Raw genomic sequence first — 21,975 nt, forward strand, 5'->3', positions numbered from 1 at the left:
TTTTATGCGTGTAACGCTCTTCCATCTACAGCAAGTGCTGCTTCACCAATCGCCTCAGATAATGATGGATGCGGATGAATTGTATGTGCTACTTCCCAAGGTGTTGCATCAAGTACTCTTGCAAGACCCGCTTCAGAAATCATATCTGTTACATGTGGTCCAATCATATGAACACCAAGAATGTCATTTGTCTCTTCATCAACTACAAGTTTTACGAAACCATCTGATTCTCCGTATACAAGTGCTTTTCCGATTGCGCGGAATGAGAACTTACCTACTTTTAACTTATAGCCTTTTTCTTTCGCTTCTTGTTCTGTTAAACCGACAGAAGCAACTTCTGGACTGCTATATACGCATTTTGATACCATAGAGTAATCAATTGGTGTAACTTCTTTCCCTGCAATATGTTCTACTGCAGCAATTCCTTCATGAGAAGCAACGTGAGCAAGTTGCAGGCCACCGATTACATCTCCAATTGCGTAAATATGCGATTCTTTCGTTTGATAAAACTCATTTGTTTGAATGTATCCTTTTTCCACAACGATATCTGTGTTCTCTAAGCCAATATTTTGCGTATTCGCTTGTCTTCCTACAGATACAAGCATTTTTTCTGCTTTAAATTCTTTATTTTCACCGTTGTGTTCAGCTTGGATTGTTACTCCATTATCTTTTACCAATGTTTCTGGTAATACTTTTGCACCAGTTACCACTTTAATACCTTTTTTCTTGAATAGACGTTGCATTTCTTTTGAAACGTCTTGATCTTCTAGTGGTAATATTGTTTTTGCATACTCTAATACTGTAACTTCTACACCGAAGTCAGCAAGCATAGATGCCCACTCAATACCGATTACACCGCCACCAACGATAATAATCGAACTAGGAAGCGTTTCCATTTTTAGGGCATGATCTGAAGACATTACGTACTCTCCGTCTAATTCTAAACCTGGTAATGAATTTGGACGAGAACCTGTTGCAATAAGTACATTTTTTGGAATTAACATTTCATTCTCTTCTCCACTTGCAAGTTCAACTGAAATTGTCCCTGGCATCGGAGAGAAAATAGATGGGCCAAGAATACGGCCAATACCTTCAAACACATCAATTTTACCTTGTTTCATTAAGTGTTGAACGCCTTTATGAAGCTGCGTTACAATCTTCTCTTTACGCTCTTGTACTTTCGCAAAGTTTAGTTCTACATTGCTTGCAATAACTCCGAACTCTTCGCTTTTTTTAGCAGTTGCATATACTTCCGCACTACGTAAAAGAGCTTTACTAGGGATACATCCTTTGTGTAAACAAGTACCACCAAGATTTTCTTTTTCGACTAGTGCAGTTTTTAACCCTAGTTGTGATGCACGAATTGCAGCAACATATCCACCAGTACCGCCGCCAACGATGACTAAATCATATTCTTTTGCCATTATCTCAACCCCTAGCTACCGTTTCTTTTTCACGTACAACGTATTCTTTTGGAGCTTCTTCTTCACGTAATACACGAAGTGCTCCTTCTGCTAACGCTTCTAACTCATCTTCGCCTGGATGTACGATAACATCTGCAATCCAGTCCACTCGCTCTTTTATTTCATCGACAAGAATTTTACTGTATGCCAGTCCACCAGTTAATACGATTGCATCGATTTTCCCGTGAAGTACAGCGCTAGCTCCGCCAATCTCTTTTGCAACTTGATATGCCATTGCTTTATAAATAAGAGTTGCTTCAGGATCACCTTTTTCAACCATTTTCTCTACTTTAATCGCATCATTTGTACCGATTAAACTTACAAGTCCACCTTGTCCGACAAGCTTTTTAATCATTTCATCTCGGTAATACTCACCAGAGAAACACATTTCTACTAGTTGCCCTACTGGTACTGTACCAGCACGCTCTGGACTAAATGGTCCTTCTCCGTTTAAACCGTTATTCACATCGATTACTCTTCCTTTTTTATGAGCACCAACTGTAATACCACCGCCCATATGTGTAACTAATAAATTTAAATCCTCATATTTGTGGTTTAACTGTTCGGCTACTTTACGAGCAACTGCTTTTTGATTTAATGCATGGAAGATACTTTTACGTTCCATACCAGCAATACCACTTATACGAGCAACTGGCTCCATCTCATCTACAACGACAGGATCCACAATAAATGCAGGAATGTTTAATCCAGAAGCAATTTCATATGCTAAAATGCCTCCAAGGTTTGAAGCGTGATGACCGCTAAACCCATTTTTTAAATCTTCTAACATCGCATCGTTTACTGTATACGTACCGCCTTCGATTGGACGAAGTAATCCACCACGTCCACAAACAGCGTTTAATTTTGAAATGTTAATACCATGAGAATGTAGAACTTCTAAAATCGTTTCTTTTCGAAACTCATATTGGTCGATAATTCGCTTGTATTTCCCAATCTGTTCTACGTCATGACGAATCGTTTCTTCTAAAACGGGTCTTTCATTATCAAAAACACCAATTTTTGTGGATGTACTACCTGGGTTAATAACAAGAATTCGATTTACAGACAATGTTGCTACCTCCACTAATAAATTCAAAAGGAAGTGGAAACCTCATAAGAGGTAACCACGCCTTTTGTAAAAGTTATATATGAATGATTAGCGACGGCTAATAATATCGTGACCGTTGCGTAAGTAAGTGCTACGAGAATTTTTCAAGCTTGCAATGCGCTCTTCAGCTAGACGATCTGCCGCTACATAAGTTGCTATGCCATCGCGTTTTGAAATTTCGATTACTTTTGCAATTGTGTCATAAATAGACTCAACACGTTTTAGTGCACGTTCTCTATTGTATCCATATAATTCGTCTGCTACGTTAATTACGCCACCTGCATTAATTACATAATCTGGTGCGTATACAATACCCATTTCATGAATGATGTCACCGTGACGATTTTCTTTTAATTGGTTATTTGCAGAACCTGCGATTACTTTTGCTTTAAGTTGTGGAATAGTTTCATCATTAACTGTTGCGCCTAATGCACATGGTGCGTAAATATCGCATTCAACACCGTAAATTTCATTTGGTTCAACTGCTGATGCACCGAATTCTTCTACAGCACGTTGTACAGCTTCTTTATTAATATCTGTAACGATTAATTTTGCTCCTTCAGCGTGTAAATGTTTGCATAGGTGATATGCTACGTTACCAACGCCTTGAACAGCAATTACTTTTCCTTCTAAATTGTCAGTACCGAAAGCTTCTTTTGCAGCTGCTTTCATACCACGGTAAACACCGTATGCAGTTACTGGAGATGGGTTACCAGAAGAACCGAATGATGGTGAGATACCTGTTACAAAGTCAGTTTCTTCATGAATAATATCCATATCATCTACTGTTGTACCAACATCTTCAGCTGTAATGTAACGTCCGTTTAGTCCTTGGATATAACGTCCTAGTGCACGGAACATTGCTTCGCTCTTATCTTTACGAGGATCACCGATAATTACTGTTTTCGCACCACCTAAGTTTAAACCAGCTGCTGCGTTTTTGTATGTCATCCCTTTTGCAAGACGCAATGCATCTTCAATCGCCGCTTCTTCAGAATCATATGTCCACATTCTTGTTCCACCAAGAGCCGGTCCAAGTGTTGTATCATGAATTGCAATAATTGCTTTTAAACCAGATTCTTTATCTTGACAAAATACTACTTGCTCATAATCATATTTTTCTAAGTATTCGAAGATTTCTAATGTCATTGTCGTTTCCCCCTAATGTTTTACCCTTTTTGGTTTATTTTGAAGCAGTCGCAACTGCCAATGCTAATGAATATACTTTTGTTTCTGCTGAATCAGCACGAGATGTTAAAACAATCGGTGCTGTTGCGCCAGCAATCATTGCTCCTACTTTTGCATCCGCAAAGTATACGAGTGATTTATATAGCACATTTCCAGCTTCAATCGTTGGGACGAGTAAAATATCTGCCTTACCTGCTACATCACTTACTATGCCTTTATGCTCTGCTGCAATTTGTGATACTGCATTATCTAAAGCAAGTGGTCCATCAACGATACAATCTTTAATTTGTCCACGGCGATTCATTTGTGTTAACATCGCTGCATCAATTGTCGCCTGCATCGCTGGATTCACAACTTCTACTGCTGCGATTGGTGCCACTTTGGGCAAGTCGATTCCTATTGCCTGGGCAACTTCTACAGTATTTTGTATAATAGCAGCTTTTTGTGTTACGTCAGGTGCGATGTTCATCGCTGCATCTGTAACGAAAATAAGACGGTCGTAATTTTGAACTTCAAATGCTGCTACATGTGAAAGTACGCTACCTTTACGTAGGCCCCACTCTTTGTTTAACACAGCCTTCAAAATATTCGCTGTTGGGATGTTCCCCTTCATAAGCACATCTGCTTCACCATTTCTCACAGCTTTAACAGAAAGTTCTGCAGCTTCAGCACTAGACATTGCTGCAATCACTTCAACATGTTCTGAAGTTTGTAAACCATGTTCTTGTAGCATCCCCATTATTTTTTCTTGATTTCCATATAGACGAAATTGAGCTAGCTGTAATTTAATTGCTTTCGCTACAGCTTCAATTACTTCATGATCTTCAGCTACTGCTACAGCCACAGTTTTTTTAGGCTTTCCTGCTGCTTGATCAATTAAGTATTCTAACTTCATATTTTGTAATCAACCCTTTCCGTCGTCCCTCGTCTATTTATAAAGCAAATACCGTGCCAACTTTTAAAAGTGGTCTTACCAATAATGAAAACGCATTCAAAATGCAGTAAAATCAATACTTTGGAAAATAACGAAAGATTCTGTCTTATTTTGTCACTTTTTGTATACCATGCAATAAATTGCACGGTACGCAATTTATTGCATGCTATTTTTTGCATGGTCATACTTTTCTAGCTTGTAATATAAATTTCGAACGGAAATTCCTAACGCTTTCGCAGTTTGTGTTTTATTCCCATCAAATCTCTCCAAATATTCATAAATAATATTCCCTTCAAACTCTGTCACTAAATGTTCAAGTGGCTTTTCTTCTAATTCAGGTAATAAATGAGATTGCTTTGACTCCACCTGCTCCTCGTTATGTAATGGCGGTAAATGGTGTACATCAATATAGGTCTCGTTATAATTCATAAAGATAATAGCTCTCCCCAAAATATTTTCAAGTTCCCTCACATTTCCTGGCCATTCGTATGATTGTAAATATAAAACGGCTGAATCAGTGAGCCCTTCTACATTACGACCGTAATCTTGATTAATTTTTTGAATCAATCTGTCCGCAATTGTCGGTATATCTCCTTTACGTTGACGAAGAGATGGAATTTGAATTGGAATTTTATTTAATCGATAATATAAATCCTCCCTAAACTTCCCTTCTAGAATAGCCTTTTCTAAATTCACATGTGTCGCTGCAATTACGCGAACATTAATAGGTATCGCTTTCGTTCCACCAACTTTTACAATTTCTTTTTCCTGCAATACACGAAGGAGTTTCGCTTGTGTATTTGCAGACAACTCCCCTATTTCATCTAAAAAAATACTACCGTTATTCGCTTCCTCAAAGAACCCACGTTTCCCGCCTCTTTTCGCTCCAGAAAACGCCCCTTCCTCATAACCAAATAATTCACTTTCTAACAACGTCTCCGAAATGGCCGCACAGTTTACACGGACGAACTTATTGTATTTTCGATTACTTCCATTATGGATTGCATGTGCAAACAATTCTTTACCAGTCCCAGATTCCCCGCGTAACAGTACTGTTGCTGGTGTATTCGCTCCTAGCTTCGCCTGTTCGATAGCTGCCGTTGTTTCATCTGAATTTCCGACAATATCATCAAATGAATATTTCGCTTCTAATGTACGAATAATTTGCCTTGCTCTATTCAATTCATTTGTTAATTTTTGAATTTCCGACACGTCACGGATAACACCGACGCTTCCTTTCAATATTCCATCCACAATAACTGGTGCTACGTTTACAATTACATCTCGCTTTTTTTGTCCAATCTTCATATGTATTCCGCGCACCGCACGACGCGTTCGAAGTACTTTCATATGCATACTTTCGCCTTCTACAATATCAGTTGTAGCAGGCTTCCCAATAATATCTTCTTCTGTTAAACCCGTTAATTTCGTATATGCTGGGTTAATGACTAAACCTCTTCCTTTTTCATCCACAACCGAAATCGCTTCTTCAGATGAGTTAATAATCGCCTCTAATAGTGTTTGAATTTCTTTTAAGTCTGTAACTTCTTCCGCAAGATCTACAACTTCTGTTATATCTTTAAAAATTGCAAATGCCCCTTGTACCTCTCCTCCTTCTTTTAATATTGGAATACGCGTTGTAATAATTTTCTTTCCATTCTCTAATGTCAGTTCATAATTTACTTCTATTTGTTTCGTACGTATAATGCGAAGTAATTTACTAGTTGGAATGACTTCTAAAATATACTTTCCTATCGCCTCTTCTTTTTTATATCCGATAATACGCTCTGCACTTTTATTAAAAAGACGAACTTGTCCCTCTCGATCAATTACAATCATGCCGTCATGTGTAGAATTTAAAATTAATTCTCCTTGTTGCGTCTGTTCCTCTAACCGCCCAATTAGCTCTTCCTTCTCATGCGCTAATCCTGTAACAATTTTTGCGATATCACCTGGTATAAGAAGAGTGTCTTTTTTCTTTTTTTCTAATAAAACTTTATGTACATCATCTTCACCTGTCATATCAAATATTACATCGATATGCATAGAAAGAAATGGAGTTACACTTTCTCCAATTGCAATCCCGTATTCCTTAGCAATTTGTAGTCCTTTTGCCAACGGATTTATATCAATAATCCCTATAATTTGAAATATATTCGAACTTTGTAACAGATTCAGCAGCGCGCTCCCGCCTTCACCTGCACCAACAATTAATACTTTTTGTTTCATATATTACACTTCCTCTCGAAGTAACTCTGCAAATTTTTTCACACCCTTATCTTACTCGTTCAGCACCCTCTTGACAAACCCCCTTTCCGTATAACATCATTAAAATATACGAAATAATCTGAAAAGGAGCGTTATGTATGCAGCGTTACGTTGCTCTACTATTAGCAATCATCCCTATTTCATTAGCTGTGTTTGGTATAAAGTTAATGAGAGATACTGTATTCGGGATTCTATTTCCACCAATTTCCATACTGTGGTTACAATTTTTAATCGGCGCTCTCTGCTTCGCGCTCGGGTTTTATATCTTTGGTGGCTTCGTCTTGCACCGAGATCGCAAACGAAATAAAGTACAAGCTCGCTTTAGAAGATAGGAATGCCCCACTATTTATAAATAAAAAAATGAGACCGTTACACGCGGTCTCATTTTTTTATTGGCAATAACGTTCTTGCCGTTTCAGGGTAATCAGTAATAATCGCCGATATATTCATATCAAAATATTTACGCATAAGCGTTTCTTCATTAATTGTATAAGGGCGAACTTCTACACCACTTTCCATCGTTAGTTCGGCAATAGCATCTTGAAGATAACGATAATTCGGATGTACTGCTGTAGCCCCCATTTTTTTCGCGTATGCCCACGGACTATGCAAACCTTCGCGATATAAAATTGCTGTTTGAATATCAGGAGCCATCATATGGCACCGTTTCATACTGTAGTGATTAAACGAAGAAAATATAACACGATCCTCTAGACTAAATTTCCGTACAAGCGTTATAACTTCTTCCTCTAAACCTCTGTATGGAATTTTATTATTTTTAAGTTCAATATTAAGTAGCAAACTCGTTTGTTCAAGCCATTCTAATACCTCTTCTAAAAGTGGTATTTTACAAAAACCTACTTTATCACCAAATTTATAACTTGCATCTAACTTGCATAAGTCCTCATATACATAATTCCGAACCGCACCTTTTCCATTTGTTGTCCGATCCACCGTTTCATCGTGAATGACGACAACTTTTCCATCTTTCGTTAATTGAACATCAAGTTCAATTCCATCCGCTCTAAAAGACTCAGCTGCTTCAAATGAAATCATTGTATTTTCTGGGTACGTTCCAGCCGCACCACGATGTGCAAATATAAGAGTCATCCTCACTCCCCCAATCTTATGCTATACTATACGAAAAAGGAGGTACTTCTATGAGACCATTACAAATCTCTCCAGATACTGCAGTCCGCTTATCAAAAGCACTAGGTGTTCCACTTGAACAACTCATGCATATGCCGCAGCACATTTTAATTCAAAAACTAGTTGAATTAGAAAAACAAAATAAAGACGAAGAATAATACAGTCCTGTTTTGCAGGACTTTTTATTATTTTCTATTATATCACGGATGCCTTTCCTACTAAAATCCTTTAACAGATGTACTACGATGTGATTTAGCCGTTCCTTCATCATTTAATAATGAATCACATCTTTTCTTTTTTGTTACACGTCATAAAGAAAGCATACCATTTATTTATAAGTCCCCATTGCGTCCTAAAAACACGATCATAAAAAAACTAGAAGCCCTTTATATTGTTTTTTATTGAACGTGCGGAGCATCCCCTGATTCGTATAGTTCTTTCGCTTTTCCCTCCCCGAATGTAGTTAAAATATAATGTTGCTCTTCTAACGCATCCATTGCTCTAGTTGCTTTACAAACGCTATCTTCTTGAGCATCTGAGAAATAATTGTGATCTTCTACAATTTTACTAAAATCTTTTTTCGCCCATCTATCAGCAATTGCTAAAAGTTCATTTTTCTTCGCAAAGCTACTCTTATTTATAATTTCTTTTAATTTTTTAGTATTACTTTGAATCATTGGGATAGAGCCCGATTTTCGTTCTGCCACCACTTTTTGATGAGTCATGCGATGCATCGCTGTAATGACTTCGCTTTCAGTAGAATTTTCAGTAACATACACATCAACAAAGACCCCATCTACCTCTCTACCTACTATTGTTTGGTCTTCTTTTTTATCTATTTGAGCACTCACTTCTTTATCTACGGGATTATCTGCAAGTTCTAACATTCCAAATGTAACTGCAATAGCAAGAACTCCCATAGCTGCTACTATTCCTAGCCAAGTTGAAATTTTATTTTCCATTCCCCTTCTCCCTATCTATATCTATTTTATTGCCTTATAAAAAACTCACTTACATGTAATATTACTAAAAATAGGTTTTATTTTCCATACTATCAAATAATCTCTTTTTCTCAACAAAATAAAAAGACCAACGAATTATAACATTCATTGGTCTTTAAATAAAAAGTTCATTGGTTTTAAATTTGATATCGAGTATCAATTTCAAGAATTATTAAGCTTTACTAAAGCTTAAATCCCTTACTACTTTTACTCTCAACTAGCTTTATGTTCAAGTCTCAGCTTATCCGCAACCATTGCGATAAACTCAGAATTCGTAGGTTTTGCTTTTGACATGGATACTGTATAACCGAATAAGGACGAAATAGAATCAATATTCCCACGGCTCCAAGCTACTTCAATTGCGTGACGAATTGCGCGCTCCACACGGCTTGCTGTTGTATTATATTTCTTTGCGATATCTGGATACAATACTTTCGTAATCGATCCTAATAATTCGATATCATTGTATACCATGGAGATTGCTTCTCGTAAATACATATATCCTTTAATATGAGCGGGTACACCAATTTCATGAATGATACTCGTAATACTCGCATCTAAGTTTTTCGGTTTTCCATCTACTGTTGTGGCTGATCGGAATGATGGTAGTGGACGCTTAATCATAGTGTTTGCTTTACCACTCACTTGACGAATATGACTCGTTAAATTCTCCATATCAAATGGTTTTAATATGAAATATGAGGCACCTAAGTCAACTGCTTTTTTCGTCACATCTTCTTGGCCAAATGCTGTCAACATAATTACGCTAGGCTGTTTTAACCTTTCAATATGTCGCATTTTCTCCAATACAGCTAAACCATCTAAGTGTGGCATAATAATGTCTAAAACGAGTACATCAGGTTGCTTATCTGTTAATAAGTTTAAACACTCTTGACCATTATAAGCAGTACCGATTACTTCCATATCATCTTGAGCGGCTACATAGCTCTCTAACATTGATACTAGTTCTTTATTATCATCCACAAGACATACTTTAATTTTCTCCACAGCTTTTCCTCCCTTACCGAATCGATTCTCCGACATGTGTATCCTTCTAGGCTACATGAATTGTTCGACAATTGTGTGAAAATTCCCTTTTAAAGTTTCTTACTTTCCGATAAAATCACAAAAAAATATGTTTATCGTTCATTTATTCCCTTTCGCAACACATTCCATCATAGAAATACAACGAAACGTTCAACCCTTTCCTTTTATTTTACAACAAAAAACACCTCTTGCGGAGCTTTTACAAAATTTCAACGAATTTTTCAACAGAAAAAGCGAGCTAATAATATATATTAGCTCGCTTTTTTCTCTTGATCATAAATATTAATTCCAGCTTGATGTAACATCCATTCAATATGAACACCATATCCTGATGTTGGATCATTTACAAATACATGTGTAACAGCACCAATTACTTTTCCATTTTGTACAATTGGACTTCCGCTCATTCCTTGTACGATACCGCCCGTTTTCGCTAATAGGCGTTTATCTGTTACTTTTATTACCATACCCTTTGTGGCTGGGAATTTTTGCTGCACTGTACTAACAACTTCAATATCAAACGCTTCTACTTTATCTTGATCAATAACTGTTAATATTTTTGCCGGTCCTTCTTTTACTTGATGAGATAATGCGATAGGCATTGCTTTATCCATTATACCGTTTTTCATATTCGTATTTAATTTTCCAAAAATACCATATGGACTATTAATTGTAATATTGCCAATCACTTCACGGTCTGGTGAGAATCTTGCTAATTTCTCCCCTGGATTCCCATGACTACCTCTTTCAATTGATGTAACTGTCGAGCGCATAATTTGTCCATCTTCGACTTGAATCGGCTTTTTCGTATCATTATCAGAAATAACATGACCAAGTGCCCCATATTTCATAGAATCTGGATGAACAAATGTCATCGTTCCAATTCCAGCTGCCGAATCACGGATATACAAGCCAATTCGATAAGACGATTCACCGTTGTCTTTTTGTGGAGTTAGCTTCGTACGAATATATTTTCCATCTCTTAACAATACAAGATTAAGCGGTTCACCTGTTTCTCCACTATTATGAATAAACGGTGCTACATCACTCATTCTTTCAATTGTTTTACCATTAATTTCAGTAATCATATCTCCAATTTGTACACCTGCTGTTTCACCAGGAGATATTTTACCTTTTTCAGTTTGAATTAAATGATGGCCTACAACAAGTACACCTTTTGTATTTAATTTCACACCAATTGATTGTCCACCTGGAATCACTTTAAAATCTTTTAACACTTTCACATTTACTTTTTTCACTGGAAAACCAGCAAGCTGAAATACCATATCAGCTTCACCATTTTGATGAGAATTTACCATAAGTCCTTGTTTTTGTTCATTCGAACTCACTGTAAATACATGACGATTTGTGGATGAAGCTTTGAAAACTGGTAATGATGATATTTCTGATTGTTGCCCTTCAAAAACAACAAGTTGTTTCGGTGATGAAATAAACGTTCGAAGCGGTTTAAAACATCCAATAAAAACTAAAGAAACAAGGAGACAAAGACCTATTATTTTTCGAAATTTTTCTAATTTCAACTTGTTCACTCTCCTCGCTCCTACCCCACATTCAGCCTCTTGGCTTCACTTTTTAATCTCTCCTTGCAGTGCTTTATTTATAACCGGAAGAATTAAGAAATCGTCATTTGAGAAAAAAAGCTATCCATTACTGGATAGCCTCTGCTGTCTGTTTAAAATGATGCGCTTGCGTAAGTAATTCTTTCGCATGCTCTGTCGTTAAATCTGTGATTTCCACACCAGAAATCATTCGAGCTATTTCTGTTACTTTATCCTCCATAGTTAAAACAGTAACTGATGTAATTGTCCGATCATTCGCTACTTGTTTTCGAATAAATAAATGTGAATCCGCCATTGAAGCTACTTGAGGTAAGTGCGTAATACAAAGTACTTGCGAGTTTACTGATACTCGATAAATTTTTTCCGCAATAGCCTGTGCGACCCGGCCACTTACACCCGTATCCACTTCATCAAAAATAACAGATGCAACCCCTTGATGCTTAGAAAAAATGCTTTTTAAAGCTAAAATGATACGAGATAACTCTCCGCCAGAAGCAACCTTTGAAAGTGGTTTTAGCGGCTCTCCTGGGTTCGTTGAAATATAAAATTCCACATGATCGTAACCATCCGCCGTAAGTCTTACCGGCGCACCTTCCACAAGGGGCTCTTCTGCATTTCCTTCTCTCTTCATAATTCTCACTTCAAATTTCGTTTTTTCCATATATAATTCTTTTAATTCCTGATGAATTGCATTTGTAAGGTGTTCTGCAAGCTCATGACGCATATTACTTAACAACGTTGCTTCTTTCATAATAACACTTTCTAATTCCTTCAACTGTTTCTTCGTCGTTTCAATATGAACGTCTTTATTTTCAATCGTAAAAATTTCCTGTTCAATTTTATCAGCATACGCTAAAATCTCTTCTACATTATTTCCATATTTTCTCTTTAGCATACGAATTTCATTCAAACGTGTTTCGATTTCATCTAAACGATTTGGATCATATTCCATCATATCGAGCTTTTCCCTCAGTTGATAGGCAACCTCTTCTAATAAGTAATAGCTATTTGCAATTGAATCATGATTCTCTTGATACACTTCATCTAAATGTGTAATACTTTCCATTTGCCCCATTGCACTTCTTACATTATCTAATCCTTGTCCGTCGGCACTTAAAGAACGATATGCATCACCTAACGCTTTATAAATCTTTTCAAAATTAGAAATTTGCAATCGTTCCTCAGTTAATTCATTTTCTTCATCCATCTTTAAATCCGCCTTGCGAATTTCCTCGTGCTGAAATTGAATTAAATCTAAGCGATGTGCCATTTGTTGCTCATTTTCACTTAACGATTTCAATTGTTTTTTTAATTTTTCATAGTCAGCGTATACGTTTTGATATATGTCTAATTGTTTAACGATTCGATCCCCATCAAAGTGATCAAGCATAAACAGATGTCGTTCTTCATTCATTAAATCTTGCGTTTCGTGCTGTCCATGAATATCAACAAGTGTTTTCCCAATTTCTTTTAATATGCTAAGTGTAACAAGCTTCCCATTTACACGACATACACTCTTCCCGTTCGCAGCAATATCACGCTTTAAAATAATCATACCATCTTCTATTTCTATATCTAACTCTTCTGCCTTTTCAATACATGGATGCTTCTCATCTTCAACATAAAATAGCCCTTCAATCTCAGCCTTTTCTGTTCCATATCGAACAAATTCTGCTGACCCACGGCCACCTACAAGTAAACTAATTGCATCAATAATAATCGATTTTCCGGCCCCTGTTTCACCGCTTAAAACCGTTAAACCTTTTTGAAAAGAAATATTTAATGCTTCAATAATAGCAAAGTTTCTAATCGATAATTCCGATAACAATGCCCCATTCACCTCGTTATAAAATAATCCCTTACTAAAGGATTTTCTCAGTTCTTCATTCAAATAATCATGCTATATATTTGTATGTATATACTCTTCTAACCCGCTTCATTGTACCAAACATTTGTTTTACGGGTCAATCCATCTATTTTTTAACTTTATGCAAACAAAATATTATATTACAATTGAAAATTCATATTTTTAACCAATAAAAATATCTTGTTCACTTTCCACTTTACGATGGAAAGCAAACAAGATTTTTTGTTACAGCATATTTAAGAAACGATCAGAGACAACACCTGTATCGTCAGGTGTACGGCAAATAATTAAGCAAGTATCATCACCACAGATGGTTCCGATGATCTCATCCCACTCTAAATGATCAATAAGTGCTCCAAGTGAATGAGCGTTACCAGGCAATGTTTTTAGCACAAGCATATGTCCTGCCGTGTCTAATTTTACAAATGAATCCACTAGATTTCGTTTTAATTTTTGTAACGGGTTAAATCGTTGATCTGCTGGCAAGCTATATTTATAGCGCCCATCATGTAATGGCACCTTCACTAAGTGCAGTTCTTTAATATCGCGCGATACTGTTGCTTGCGTTACATTAAATCCCTCATTACGTAAAATATCAACTAATTCATCTTGTGTTTCAATTTCTTTGTTTGCAATAATTTCCCTGATTTTAATATGGCGCTGACCTTTGTTCATACATTTGCACCTCACACTATCTCTTACCATAGTTTAAACATTGGTATACTTCACTTATTTATGTTAACTTATAATTCGTTTCTTGTACACAATTGTTTTTACAATCATTATACAATTACAGCAAAAAGAGGAACAACATATGTTATTCCCCTTTCCCTTTTTGTTTTAGAACGTCATGCGCTTCTGTAACAACTTGCTCTATAGAAATCGGAGAATGATTTTCGCCATTCTCACGTTCACCATGCCATTTCAGATGAATTAAAAATTCAATATTACCATCCCCACCCGTAATTGGTGAGAATGTTAAACCTTCCACATCATAGCCTTCTTTTAAAGCAAACTCGACAATCATTTCTACAACAGCTTCATGTACTTTTCTATCGCGAACGATACCTTTTTTCCCAACTTGCTCTCTTCCAGCTTCAAACTGCGGTTTAATTAACGCTGCTACATCTCCGTTAGGCATAAGCATTGTTTTTAAAACTGGCAGTATAAGCTTTAATGATATAAATGAAACATCAATACTTGCAAATTGAGGTAAACCACGTTCTAAGTCTGCTGGTGTCACGTAACGGAAGTTTGTTCGTTCCATTACAACAACACGCTCATCTTGACGTAATTTCCACGCTAGTTGATTGTATCCTACATCTAATGCATAAGATAATTTCGCTCCATTTTGAAGCGCGCAATCTGTAAAGCCACCAGTTGATGAACCAATATCTATCATAACTTTATCTTGTAAATCAAGATGAAATGTCTCTAATGCCTTTTCAAGTTTATAACCACCACGACTTACATACGGCATAACTTGTCCCTTCACCGTAATCTCAGTATCTTGCGAGATTTTCTCTCCTGGCTTATCAAGTCTCATCTCATTTGCATATACGAGTCCGGCCATAATGGCGCGCTTTGCTTTCTCACGCGTTTCTATAAGTCCTCGCTCTACTAATAGTACATCTACTCTTTCTTTTTTTACGCTCATTTGTTACGCCCTTTTTTGTTTTGATGGAATCATTGTATGAATACGGTCTATAACAGCATCTGTCGTTAAACCAATTTCTTCTAATAATTTTGTTACACTTCCGTGCTCTATGAAGCGGTCTGGAATACCCATTCGTTCAACTAATGCACTATGGTAACCATTTTCAGATGCAAATTCAACTACTCCTGTTCCAAAACCACCGATTAAACAAGCTTCTTCAATCGTTAAAATCGGTATATTCTTTCCTAGAAGATCATGTAAATATGCTTCATCCATTGGTTTAATAAAGCGAGCATTCACTACTTTCACTGAAACCCCAGCTTTTTCAAGACGCTCAGCTGCTTCCATTGCCATTGGTATTGTCGTACCAAACGTTAAAATAGCTGCTTGTGTACCCTCTTTTAACGTCTCCCACGTACCAATTGGAATCGCCTTTAATTCTTTATCCATATGAACGCCAAGTCCATTACCGCGAGCATAACGCAATGCGATTGGTCCATCTTCATATTGCATCGCCGTATAAACTAAATGTTGCCCTTCATTTTCATCTTTCGGCATCATAAGCACCATATTCGGCAAGTGACGTAAGAATGAGATATCAAATACGCCTTGATGCGTTTCACCATCTGCTCCTACTAATCCCGAGCGATCTATTCCGATGAAAACATTTAAATTTTGGCGGCATATATCATGAACAACTTGGTCATATGCTCTTTGTAAAAATGTTGAATAAATTGCTAAGAATGGCTTCATTCCTTGCGTTGCCATACCTGCTGCCATTGTTGTAGCATGCTGTTCTGCAATACCTACATCAATCATACGATCTGGGAATTCTTTTTGGAATTTCTCAAGTTTTGATCCAACAGGCATTGCAGGTGTAATTGCTACGATACGCTCATCCGCTCTCGCTAGCTTAAGTACTGTTTCACTAACGACAGCACTCCATGCTGGTGCAACTTCTTTCGGCTTAACGAAGTCACCTGATTCAATTTTATAAGGTCCTGTTCCATGCCAAGTTCCAATAACGTCACTCTCAGCCGGTTTATAACCTTTTCCTTTTTTCGTAATAACGTGAACAAGCACTGGGCCTTTTGTTTTCTTTGCATATTGCAACGTTTCGAATAACTTTTCATAATCATGCCCATCGACTGGACCTAAATATGTAAAGCCTAACTCTTCGAAAAAGACACCAGATACTAGTAAATATTTAAGACTATCTTTTATTTTCTCTGCTGTCGCAGCCACTTTCCCGCCAACTGCTGGGATTTTCTTTAATATATACTCTAATTCATCTTTTACCCAGTGATATTTTCCTGCGGTACGTAAACGACCGAGCACATTATGAAGCGCACCAACGTTTGGTGCAATTGACATTTCATTATCATTCAAAATAACAATCATGTCTGTTTTTTCATGTCCAATATGGTTCAATGCCTCTAAAGCCATTCCGCCTGTTAAAGCACCATCTCCAATAATTGGTATAACATATTCTTTCGTTTTCTTTAAATCACGTGCCAGAGCCATTCCCATTGCAGCCGATAACGAAGTCGAGCTATGACCAGTTTCCCATACATCGTGCTCACTCTCGCAACGTTTCGGGAAACCACATAGACCTTGATATTGCCTTAATGTACCAAACTCTTTCGCACGTCCAGTTAAAATTTTATGTACATAGGATTGATGTCCTACATCCCATAAAAATTTATCTTGCGGGCTATCAAATAATTTGTGCAGAGCAATTGTGAGTTCTACTACACCTAAATTAGGTGCAATATGTCCACCTGTTTGAGAGAGCTCTTCAATTAAAAACTTACGAATATCCTCACTCAATCCCTCTAGTTCACTGATAGACATATCTTTCAAAAAACTAGGGTTTTGAATTTGCGTTAGATCCACATGGATCACTCACTTTCATTTCATAATCTGTCAACATGTCAAATATTATAAAAAACATTTACACAAAACAAGAAATTCTCTTTTCTATTTTTCGTCTTGTCCCGCTATTAACCAGTCTATTGCGCCCTAATCCTATTATAAACCATATTTCTTTAGGCGATGAAAAAAATAGCCGCTAACACGAAGTGATAACGGCAATGTAATCTACATATATTTTTGCCAATAACAAGAAAAGAAAAACCTTTTCCTACATTTATATCATAAAATGATGAATGACTCAACAAATGAAAACGCTGTTATATTAGTTATTACGTTTTGCAATCAAATCACAAATAGATAGTAAATATTCATCTTGTAATTGCAAGGAACTAATCGCACCTTTTGCTTCTGCAATTGTTTCTTCTAAAATATCTTTTGCTCTATCTACAGTAAACAACGTTGTATATGTGCTCTTTTCATTAGAAAGATCGCTACCAATCGGTTTTCCAATCTCTTCTTCAGTTCCTTCGACATCTAAAATATCATCTCGAATTTGGAAAGCTAGACCGATATATTTGGCAAACGTAAGCAACTTTTCTTCTTGCTCTTCTGTCGCATCAGAAAGTATCGCACCCGCAAGTACAGCAAATTCAAGCAGTTTTCCGGTCTTATGTTTATGGATGTACTCCAATTCATCAATCGTAAGGCGTTTCCCTTCAGCTTCCATATCTGCCACTTGTCCGCCAACCATTCCTTCTGGTCCTGCTGCTTTTGCAAGTTCAAGTACAAGTCTTACTTTTTTTTCGGCAGAAATTTCTTTTTGCTCATATGCCATAATAACTTGAAAAGCATACGTCAATAAGCCATCTCCTGCTAAAACTGCCATCGCTTCACCAAATACTTTGTGATTTGTGGGCTTTCCTCTTCTTAAATCATCATCATCCATACAAGGTAAATCATCATGAACTAATGAATATGTATGAATCATTTCAAGAGCACAAGCTGCACCTACTCCAAGATTTCTTTCTTTCCCAAACGCTTGTAATGTTGCAAACAAAAGTAACGGGCGGAGACGTTTTCCACCCGCTTCCAAAGAATATGCCATCGCTTCACGAAGTACATTTGGACATTGTAATTCATTTGCATAGCTTACAAGTTTTTCTTCTACGAAAGTTTTACTTTCTTTCAAAAAAGTATCAAAAGCAATCGTCACTATGCTTCATCTCCTAAAGCAGTAAACGGTTCAAGCTCTCCATCTTCCCCAAGAATAACTGCCATTTGTTCTTGTACATTCTTCAGCTTCTCATCACAAAGCTTAGATAATTCCATACCTTCTTTAAAATAAGAAATCGCTTCTTCTAAAGGTACGTCACCTTGTTCTAGCTTAGAAACAAGATGCTCAAGTTGCGAAATTGCCTCTTCAAAGCTTAATTTATTTTCCATTATTCAATTCACGCTCCTCTATGCCTGATACGCTACAATCTAGTATTCCATCTTGTAATTGAACTGAAACAGCATCTCCAAGGCTTACATCTTTCACACTTTTTAACACTTGCTTCTCTTCATCATATACAAGCCCGTACCCTCTCATCATTACTTTAAGCGGACTTAACGCTTCAAGTTTTTGAGCAGCTCTTACAAAGGCAAATTCTTTCGTTTGAAGTAACGTTTGCATTTCACGTTGTAATTGCTTTTGCAACGTTTCAACAGCTACCTTCGTTTGCATAATTTTTTGAGATGGGTGGTGCTTCTCTAAATAAAATGAAAGTTGCTTTAACTGATTCACCTTTTTATCAATATAGCGCTCTTTCGCTAAAACAAGCTGTTCTAACGCTCTATCTAATTGCTCTTCCTTTTGCTCATATACTTGTCTTGGATAACGGAACGCATACGATTTTTGCAACACTTGTAGTTTTTCTTCTTTTTTATGTACTAACTCTCTCATTGCTCTTTGCAATCTCAGAGTTCTTTGTAATACCTTTTCTTGTAACTCTATAATGTTAGGTGCTGCCAGCTCAGCTGCTGCAGTCGGTGTTGGCGCGCGTAAATCTGCAACAAAATCTGCGATTGTAAAATCCGTTTCATGGCCTACTGCCGAAATAATAGGAATTTCACTCTTAAAGATTGCTCTTGCAACCATTTCCTCATTGAAAGCCCATAATTCCTCAATAGAACCTCCACCACGACCAACGATTAGTACATCTATCTCTCCCATTTCATTCGCTGTACGAATCGCTTGTACAATCGAGGGAGCCGCTGACTCCCCTTGTACAAGTACCGGAAATACAATAACATTCCCAATTGGATAACGACGTTTAATCGTTGTTATAATATCACGAATCGCTGCTCCTGTTGGCGACGTAATCACACCTATTGTTTTAGCGTAAGGAGGAATCGCTTTTTTATAAACTTGAGAAAAAAGTCCTTCTTCTTCTAAACGAACTTTTAACTGTTCGTACGCTAAATGTAAATTCCCGACTCCGTCAGGCTGCATGTCTTGAATATAAATTTGATAAGAACCACTCGCCTCGTAAACAGAGATTTTCCCTTTCACGAGTACCTTCATCCCATTTTCAGGTTTGAATTTAATATTACGATTATGGCCCGCAAACATAACCGCTGCGATTCTTGCATTTTCATCTTTCAATGTAAAATACATGTGGCCACGGCTATGATTTTTAAAGTTGGAAATTTCACCTTTTAACCAAACAGACTGCAAATGCGGATCATATTCTATTTTTGTTTTTATATAGCGTGTTAACGCTGTAACGGTTAAATATTGCTTCTCCATTTCTCTCTCCTCATAGCCGACTCAAATTATTTACAAACGACACCTGCACGTTTGGCAGATTCAACAGTATTATGAAGAAGCATTGTGATTGTCATTGGACCAACACCCTTTGGCACAGGTGTAATGTAACCCGCAACATCTAACACGTTGTCAAAGTCAACATCACCACAAAGTTTTCCTGTTTCTAAACGGTTAACACCAACGTCAATTACAACCGCTCCTTCTTTAATATAATCCGCTGTTATCATTTTAGGTCGTCCAACAGCTACGATTAAAATATCAGCTAACTTCGATAACTCTTTCATATTTTGCGTCTTAGAATGACAATATGTTACAGTGGCATTTTCATTTAAAAACAATTGTCCCACTGGTTTACCGACAATATTACTTCTTCCAATTACTACTACATGTTTTCCAGAAATATCAAGATTTGTTTCTTTTACTAATTCTACAATACCATGCGGTGTACATGGAAGGAATGTATCTTGTCCCGTCATCATACGTCCCACGCTGATTGGGTGAAATCCGTCTACATCCTTTTCTGGTGAAATTCTTTCAATGATAGCTTTTTCTTCAATATGTTTTGGTAAAGGTAATTGCACTAATATGCCATTAATACGGTCATCTCCATTTAAGCGATCGATTTCAGCAAGCAAACGTTCCTCAGTAATTGTTTCAGGAAGTTCAATTAGCTCTGAGTAAATCCCTACTTGTTCACAGCCTTTTTCTTTTCCTTTCACATAAGAACGAGATGCTGGATCTTCTCCAACTAAAATAACTGCTAATCCTGGTACAATACCTTGCTCTTTCAACTTCACAACTTCTTCTGTTAATTGTGCTCGTTTTTTCTCCGCAACTTCATTTCCTTTGATGATTACTGCTACCATTTTAAGATTCCCCCTTAAAGAATTTACAGTGTATCTTTTATATTAGATAAAACGCCGTTAATAAAACGACGAGATTCCTCATCCCCAAATGTTTTTGCAATTTCAATTGCTTCGTTAATTGTTACGTTGTGTGGAATTTCTTCCATGTACTTCATTTCATACACAGCTACACGTAAAATACTGCGATCAACAATACTAATACGCTCAAGCTTCCACTTTTTTAAGTTTTGACGAATCGCTTCATCGATTGCTTCTTTATTTTCTACAAAACCTACTACAAGTGACTCTAGAAACTCATTTGTTTCTTCGCCTTCATCCAGCGTGTTTTCCACTGCTACTTTCGGTTCTAATTCACCTGTAATATCCATTTGGTATAATGCTTGCATTGCTCTTTCTCTAGCCGTCCTACGTTTCATTGTAACTCTCCTTTATGCTTCAAGTCTTTCCTTATACTTTGTTATATTATTATAATTTATAAGCCGTCAATTCACTTACTCTTACAGTTTTCATTGATTTTCCAACCTTATAATACAATGATAATAACACAATTTATCGTTTCACACACGGGTTACAAGGCTGAAAAATAATAAAAAGATTAACTTCAAGTTCCATATCTTATCACAATGTACGTTTTTTGGAAAAACGACACATTTTCTTGTTTATTTCTTATTTTTTGAAATAGTATAATAATTAGAGGGTTGTAATTTGTGAAGAAATGAAACGATAAAAAAGATGCCTATGTTACTAGGCACCTTTTCATTCTTACACTGGTTCGATTTCTGTTTTTTGTGTTTCGAATGTTACGCCAACGATGTGAACATTCACTTCTTTTGGCTCAAGTCCTGTCATTGTAAAGAGTGCTTGGCGAATATTGTCTTGAATCTTTTGTGCAACAACTGGAATTGCTACACCAAAATACATTACAACATAGAGGTCAACGATAATATCTTCGTTTGCTAATTCAACCTTTACACCTTTACCATGATTTTTCTTACCTAACTTCTCAACAACATCTGTAGCAAAATTACCGCGCATTGCCGCTACACCTTCTACTTCAGCAGCTGCAATACCTGCAATTACTTCAATTACTTCTGGTGCAATTTCTACTTTACCAAGAGTTGTATCTTGACCCATATCTAACATATGTTCAGCCATGAAAA

The 21,975-nt window shown here is 36.8% G+C and carries 21 protein-coding genes; 2 read left to right on the forward strand and 19 right to left on the reverse strand.

Annotation, left to right across the window (positions count from 1 at the left end):
• Positions 1-2 precede the first annotated feature (2 nt).
• The 5 genes from lpdA to MHB52_RS21630 all read right to left on the reverse strand — a co-directional run bounded on the left by lpdA (position 3) and on the right by MHB52_RS21630 (position 6,922).
• Positions 3-1,424, reverse strand: coding sequence for a dihydrolipoyl dehydrogenase (lpdA, locus tag MHB52_RS21610; protein WP_001051289.1), 1,422 nt, complete (start codon positions 1,422-1,424; stop codon positions 3-5).
• 4 nt (positions 1,425-1,428) lie between these two features.
• Positions 1,429-2,532 (reverse strand): butyrate kinase, encoded by a 1,104-nt coding sequence (buk, locus tag MHB52_RS21615; RefSeq protein WP_000115780.1) that lies wholly within the window; start codon positions 2,530-2,532, stop codon positions 1,429-1,431.
• A gap of 87 nt (positions 2,533-2,619) precedes the next feature.
• Entirely contained in the window at positions 2,620-3,720 is a 1,101-nt protein-coding gene (locus MHB52_RS21620; protein WP_000171357.1) for a leucine dehydrogenase, read from the reverse strand.
• A 34-nt stretch (positions 3,721-3,754) separates the two neighbouring features.
• Positions 3,755-4,654: a phosphate butyryltransferase gene (gene yqiS, locus MHB52_RS21625; RefSeq protein ID WP_016118617.1), complete on the reverse strand. Its 900-nt coding sequence runs from the start codon at positions 4,652-4,654 to the stop codon at positions 3,755-3,757.
• Between the two features lie 195 nt (positions 4,655-4,849).
• Complete coding sequence (locus MHB52_RS21630; protein ID WP_016118618.1) at positions 4,850-6,922, reverse strand: sigma-54 interaction domain-containing protein; 2,073 nt, start codon at positions 6,920-6,922, stop codon at positions 4,850-4,852.
• Positions 6,923-7,059: 137 nt separating this feature from the next.
• Between MHB52_RS21630 and MHB52_RS21635 the strand changes: the two genes are divergently transcribed.
• On the forward strand, positions 7,060-7,293 hold the full coding sequence (locus MHB52_RS21635) for a DUF2627 domain-containing protein (RefSeq protein WP_061663460.1): 234 nt from the start codon (positions 7,060-7,062) through the stop codon (positions 7,291-7,293).
• Between the two features lie 49 nt (positions 7,294-7,342).
• Here MHB52_RS21635 and MHB52_RS21640 read toward each other — a convergent pair whose 3' ends face one another.
• Positions 7,343-8,071, reverse strand: coding sequence for a glycerophosphodiester phosphodiesterase (locus MHB52_RS21640; protein ID WP_000172580.1), 729 nt, complete (start codon positions 8,069-8,071; stop codon positions 7,343-7,345).
• Positions 8,072-8,121: 50 nt separating this feature from the next.
• Here MHB52_RS21640 and MHB52_RS21645 point away from each other — a divergent pair, with 50 nt between their 5' ends.
• Positions 8,122-8,268 carry a YycC family protein gene (locus tag MHB52_RS21645; RefSeq protein ID WP_001247671.1) on the forward strand — a complete coding sequence of 49 codons (147 nt, stop codon included), beginning with the start codon at positions 8,122-8,124 and terminating at the stop codon, positions 8,266-8,268.
• A gap of 240 nt (positions 8,269-8,508) precedes the next feature.
• On the opposite strand, the gene MHB52_RS21650 is transcribed toward MHB52_RS21645, so the two are convergent.
• The 13 genes from MHB52_RS21650 to MHB52_RS21710 form a co-directional block, all read right to left on the reverse strand.
• The gene (locus tag MHB52_RS21650; protein ID WP_061663459.1) at positions 8,509-9,072 is read right to left on the reverse strand and encodes a PRK06770 family protein; all 564 of its coding nucleotides are present in this window, start codon (positions 9,070-9,072) and stop codon (positions 8,509-8,511) included.
• A gap of 252 nt (positions 9,073-9,324) precedes the next feature.
• A complete protein-coding gene (spo0A, locus tag MHB52_RS21655; RefSeq protein ID WP_021727703.1) occupies positions 9,325-10,119 on the reverse strand; it encodes a sporulation transcription factor Spo0A in 795 nt (264 codons plus the stop codon).
• A gap of 290 nt (positions 10,120-10,409) precedes the next feature.
• A complete protein-coding gene (gene spoIVB, locus MHB52_RS21660) occupies positions 10,410-11,708 on the reverse strand; it encodes a SpoIVB peptidase (RefSeq protein WP_002000940.1) in 1,299 nt (432 codons plus the stop codon).
• Between the two features lie 118 nt (positions 11,709-11,826).
• A complete protein-coding gene (recN, locus tag MHB52_RS21665) occupies positions 11,827-13,566 on the reverse strand; it encodes a DNA repair protein RecN (RefSeq protein ID WP_000947765.1) in 1,740 nt (579 codons plus the stop codon).
• Between the two features lie 264 nt (positions 13,567-13,830).
• Positions 13,831-14,280 (reverse strand): arginine repressor ArgR, encoded by a 450-nt coding sequence (gene argR / locus MHB52_RS21670; protein ID WP_001032580.1) that lies wholly within the window; start codon positions 14,278-14,280, stop codon positions 13,831-13,833.
• A gap of 142 nt (positions 14,281-14,422) precedes the next feature.
• A complete protein-coding gene (locus MHB52_RS21675; RefSeq protein WP_000111874.1) occupies positions 14,423-15,262 on the reverse strand; it encodes a TlyA family RNA methyltransferase in 840 nt (279 codons plus the stop codon).
• Between the two features lie 3 nt (positions 15,263-15,265).
• A complete protein-coding gene (gene dxs / locus MHB52_RS21680) occupies positions 15,266-17,158 on the reverse strand; it encodes a 1-deoxy-D-xylulose-5-phosphate synthase (RefSeq protein ID WP_000366453.1) in 1,893 nt (630 codons plus the stop codon).
• A gap of 301 nt (positions 17,159-17,459) precedes the next feature.
• Positions 17,460-18,350, reverse strand: a complete 891-nt coding sequence (ispA, locus tag MHB52_RS21685; protein ID WP_000150374.1) for a (2E,6E)-farnesyl diphosphate synthase — start codon at positions 18,348-18,350, stop codon at positions 17,460-17,462.
• The gene (gene xseB, locus MHB52_RS21690) at positions 18,350-18,580 is read right to left on the reverse strand and encodes an exodeoxyribonuclease VII small subunit (RefSeq protein WP_000428423.1); all 231 of its coding nucleotides are present in this window, start codon (positions 18,578-18,580) and stop codon (positions 18,350-18,352) included. Before xseB ends, ispA begins: the two co-directional genes overlap by 1 nt.
• Positions 18,570-19,928 carry an exodeoxyribonuclease VII large subunit gene (gene xseA / locus MHB52_RS21695; protein WP_000415249.1) on the reverse strand — a complete coding sequence of 453 codons (1,359 nt, stop codon included), beginning with the start codon at positions 19,926-19,928 and terminating at the stop codon, positions 18,570-18,572. Before xseA ends, xseB begins: the two co-directional genes overlap by 11 nt.
• A 26-nt stretch (positions 19,929-19,954) precedes the next feature.
• Entirely contained in the window at positions 19,955-20,815 is an 861-nt protein-coding gene (gene folD / locus MHB52_RS21700) for a bifunctional methylenetetrahydrofolate dehydrogenase/methenyltetrahydrofolate cyclohydrolase FolD (RefSeq protein WP_000226732.1), read from the reverse strand.
• A gap of 23 nt (positions 20,816-20,838) precedes the next feature.
• Positions 20,839-21,231 carry a N utilization substance protein NusB gene (nusB, locus tag MHB52_RS21705; protein WP_000830247.1) on the reverse strand — a complete coding sequence of 131 codons (393 nt, stop codon included), beginning with the start codon at positions 21,229-21,231 and terminating at the stop codon, positions 20,839-20,841.
• A 346-nt stretch (positions 21,232-21,577) separates the two neighbouring features.
• Entirely contained in the window at positions 21,578-21,970 is a 393-nt protein-coding gene (locus tag MHB52_RS21710) for an Asp23/Gls24 family envelope stress response protein (protein WP_000807630.1), read from the reverse strand.
• Positions 21,971-21,975: the final 5 nt, after the last annotated feature.

Origin of the sequence: Bacillus sp. FSL K6-0073 (assembly GCF_038006085.1) — a bacterium.
In the GTDB taxonomy this organism is placed as follows: Bacteria; Bacillota; Bacilli; order Bacillales; family Bacillaceae_G; genus Bacillus_A; species Bacillus_A cereus.

What these genes read in the sequence shown, in the direction of transcription:
- lpdA (WP_001051289.1), bottom strand. Translation starts at nt 1,424, where the DNA reads ATGGCAAAAGAATATGATTTAGTCATCGTTGGCGGCGGTACTGGTGGA.
- xseA (WP_000415249.1), bottom strand. Translation starts at nt 19,928, where the DNA reads ATGGAGAAGCAATATTTAACCGTTACAGCGTTAACACGCTATATAAAA.
- MHB52_RS21630 (WP_016118618.1), bottom strand. Translation starts at nt 6,922, where the DNA reads ATGAAACAAAAAGTATTAATTGTTGGTGCAGGTGAAGGCGGGAGCGCG.
- nusB (WP_000830247.1), bottom strand. Translation starts at nt 21,231, where the DNA reads ATGAAACGTAGGACGGCTAGAGAAAGAGCAATGCAAGCATTATACCAA.
- MHB52_RS21650 (WP_061663459.1), bottom strand. Translation starts at nt 9,072, where the DNA reads ATGGAAAATAAAATTTCAACTTGGCTAGGAATAGTAGCAGCTATGGGA.
- MHB52_RS21710 (WP_000807630.1), bottom strand. Translation starts at nt 21,970, where the DNA reads ATGGCTGAACATATGTTAGATATGGGTCAAGATACAACTCTTGGTAAA.
- yqiS (WP_016118617.1), bottom strand. Translation starts at nt 4,654, where the DNA reads ATGAAGTTAGAATACTTAATTGATCAAGCAGCAGGAAAGCCTAAAAAA.
- MHB52_RS21640 (WP_000172580.1), bottom strand. Translation starts at nt 8,071, where the DNA reads ATGACTCTTATATTTGCACATCGTGGTGCGGCTGGAACGTACCCAGAA.
- MHB52_RS21635 (WP_061663460.1), top strand. Translation starts at nt 7,060, where the DNA reads ATGCAGCGTTACGTTGCTCTACTATTAGCAATCATCCCTATTTCATTA.
- MHB52_RS21675 (WP_000111874.1), bottom strand. Translation starts at nt 15,262, where the DNA reads ATGAGCGTAAAAAAAGAAAGAGTAGATGTACTATTAGTAGAGCGAGGA.
- argR (WP_001032580.1), bottom strand. Translation starts at nt 14,280, where the DNA reads ATGAACAAAGGTCAGCGCCATATTAAAATCAGGGAAATTATTGCAAAC.
- MHB52_RS21645 (WP_001247671.1), top strand. Translation starts at nt 8,122, where the DNA reads ATGAGACCATTACAAATCTCTCCAGATACTGCAGTCCGCTTATCAAAA.
- folD (WP_000226732.1), bottom strand. Translation starts at nt 20,815, where the DNA reads ATGGTAGCAGTAATCATCAAAGGAAATGAAGTTGCGGAGAAAAAACGA.
- MHB52_RS21620 (WP_000171357.1), bottom strand. Translation starts at nt 3,720, where the DNA reads ATGACATTAGAAATCTTCGAATACTTAGAAAAATATGATTATGAGCAA.
- xseB (WP_000428423.1), bottom strand. Translation starts at nt 18,580, where the DNA reads ATGGAAAATAAATTAAGCTTTGAAGAGGCAATTTCGCAACTTGAGCAT.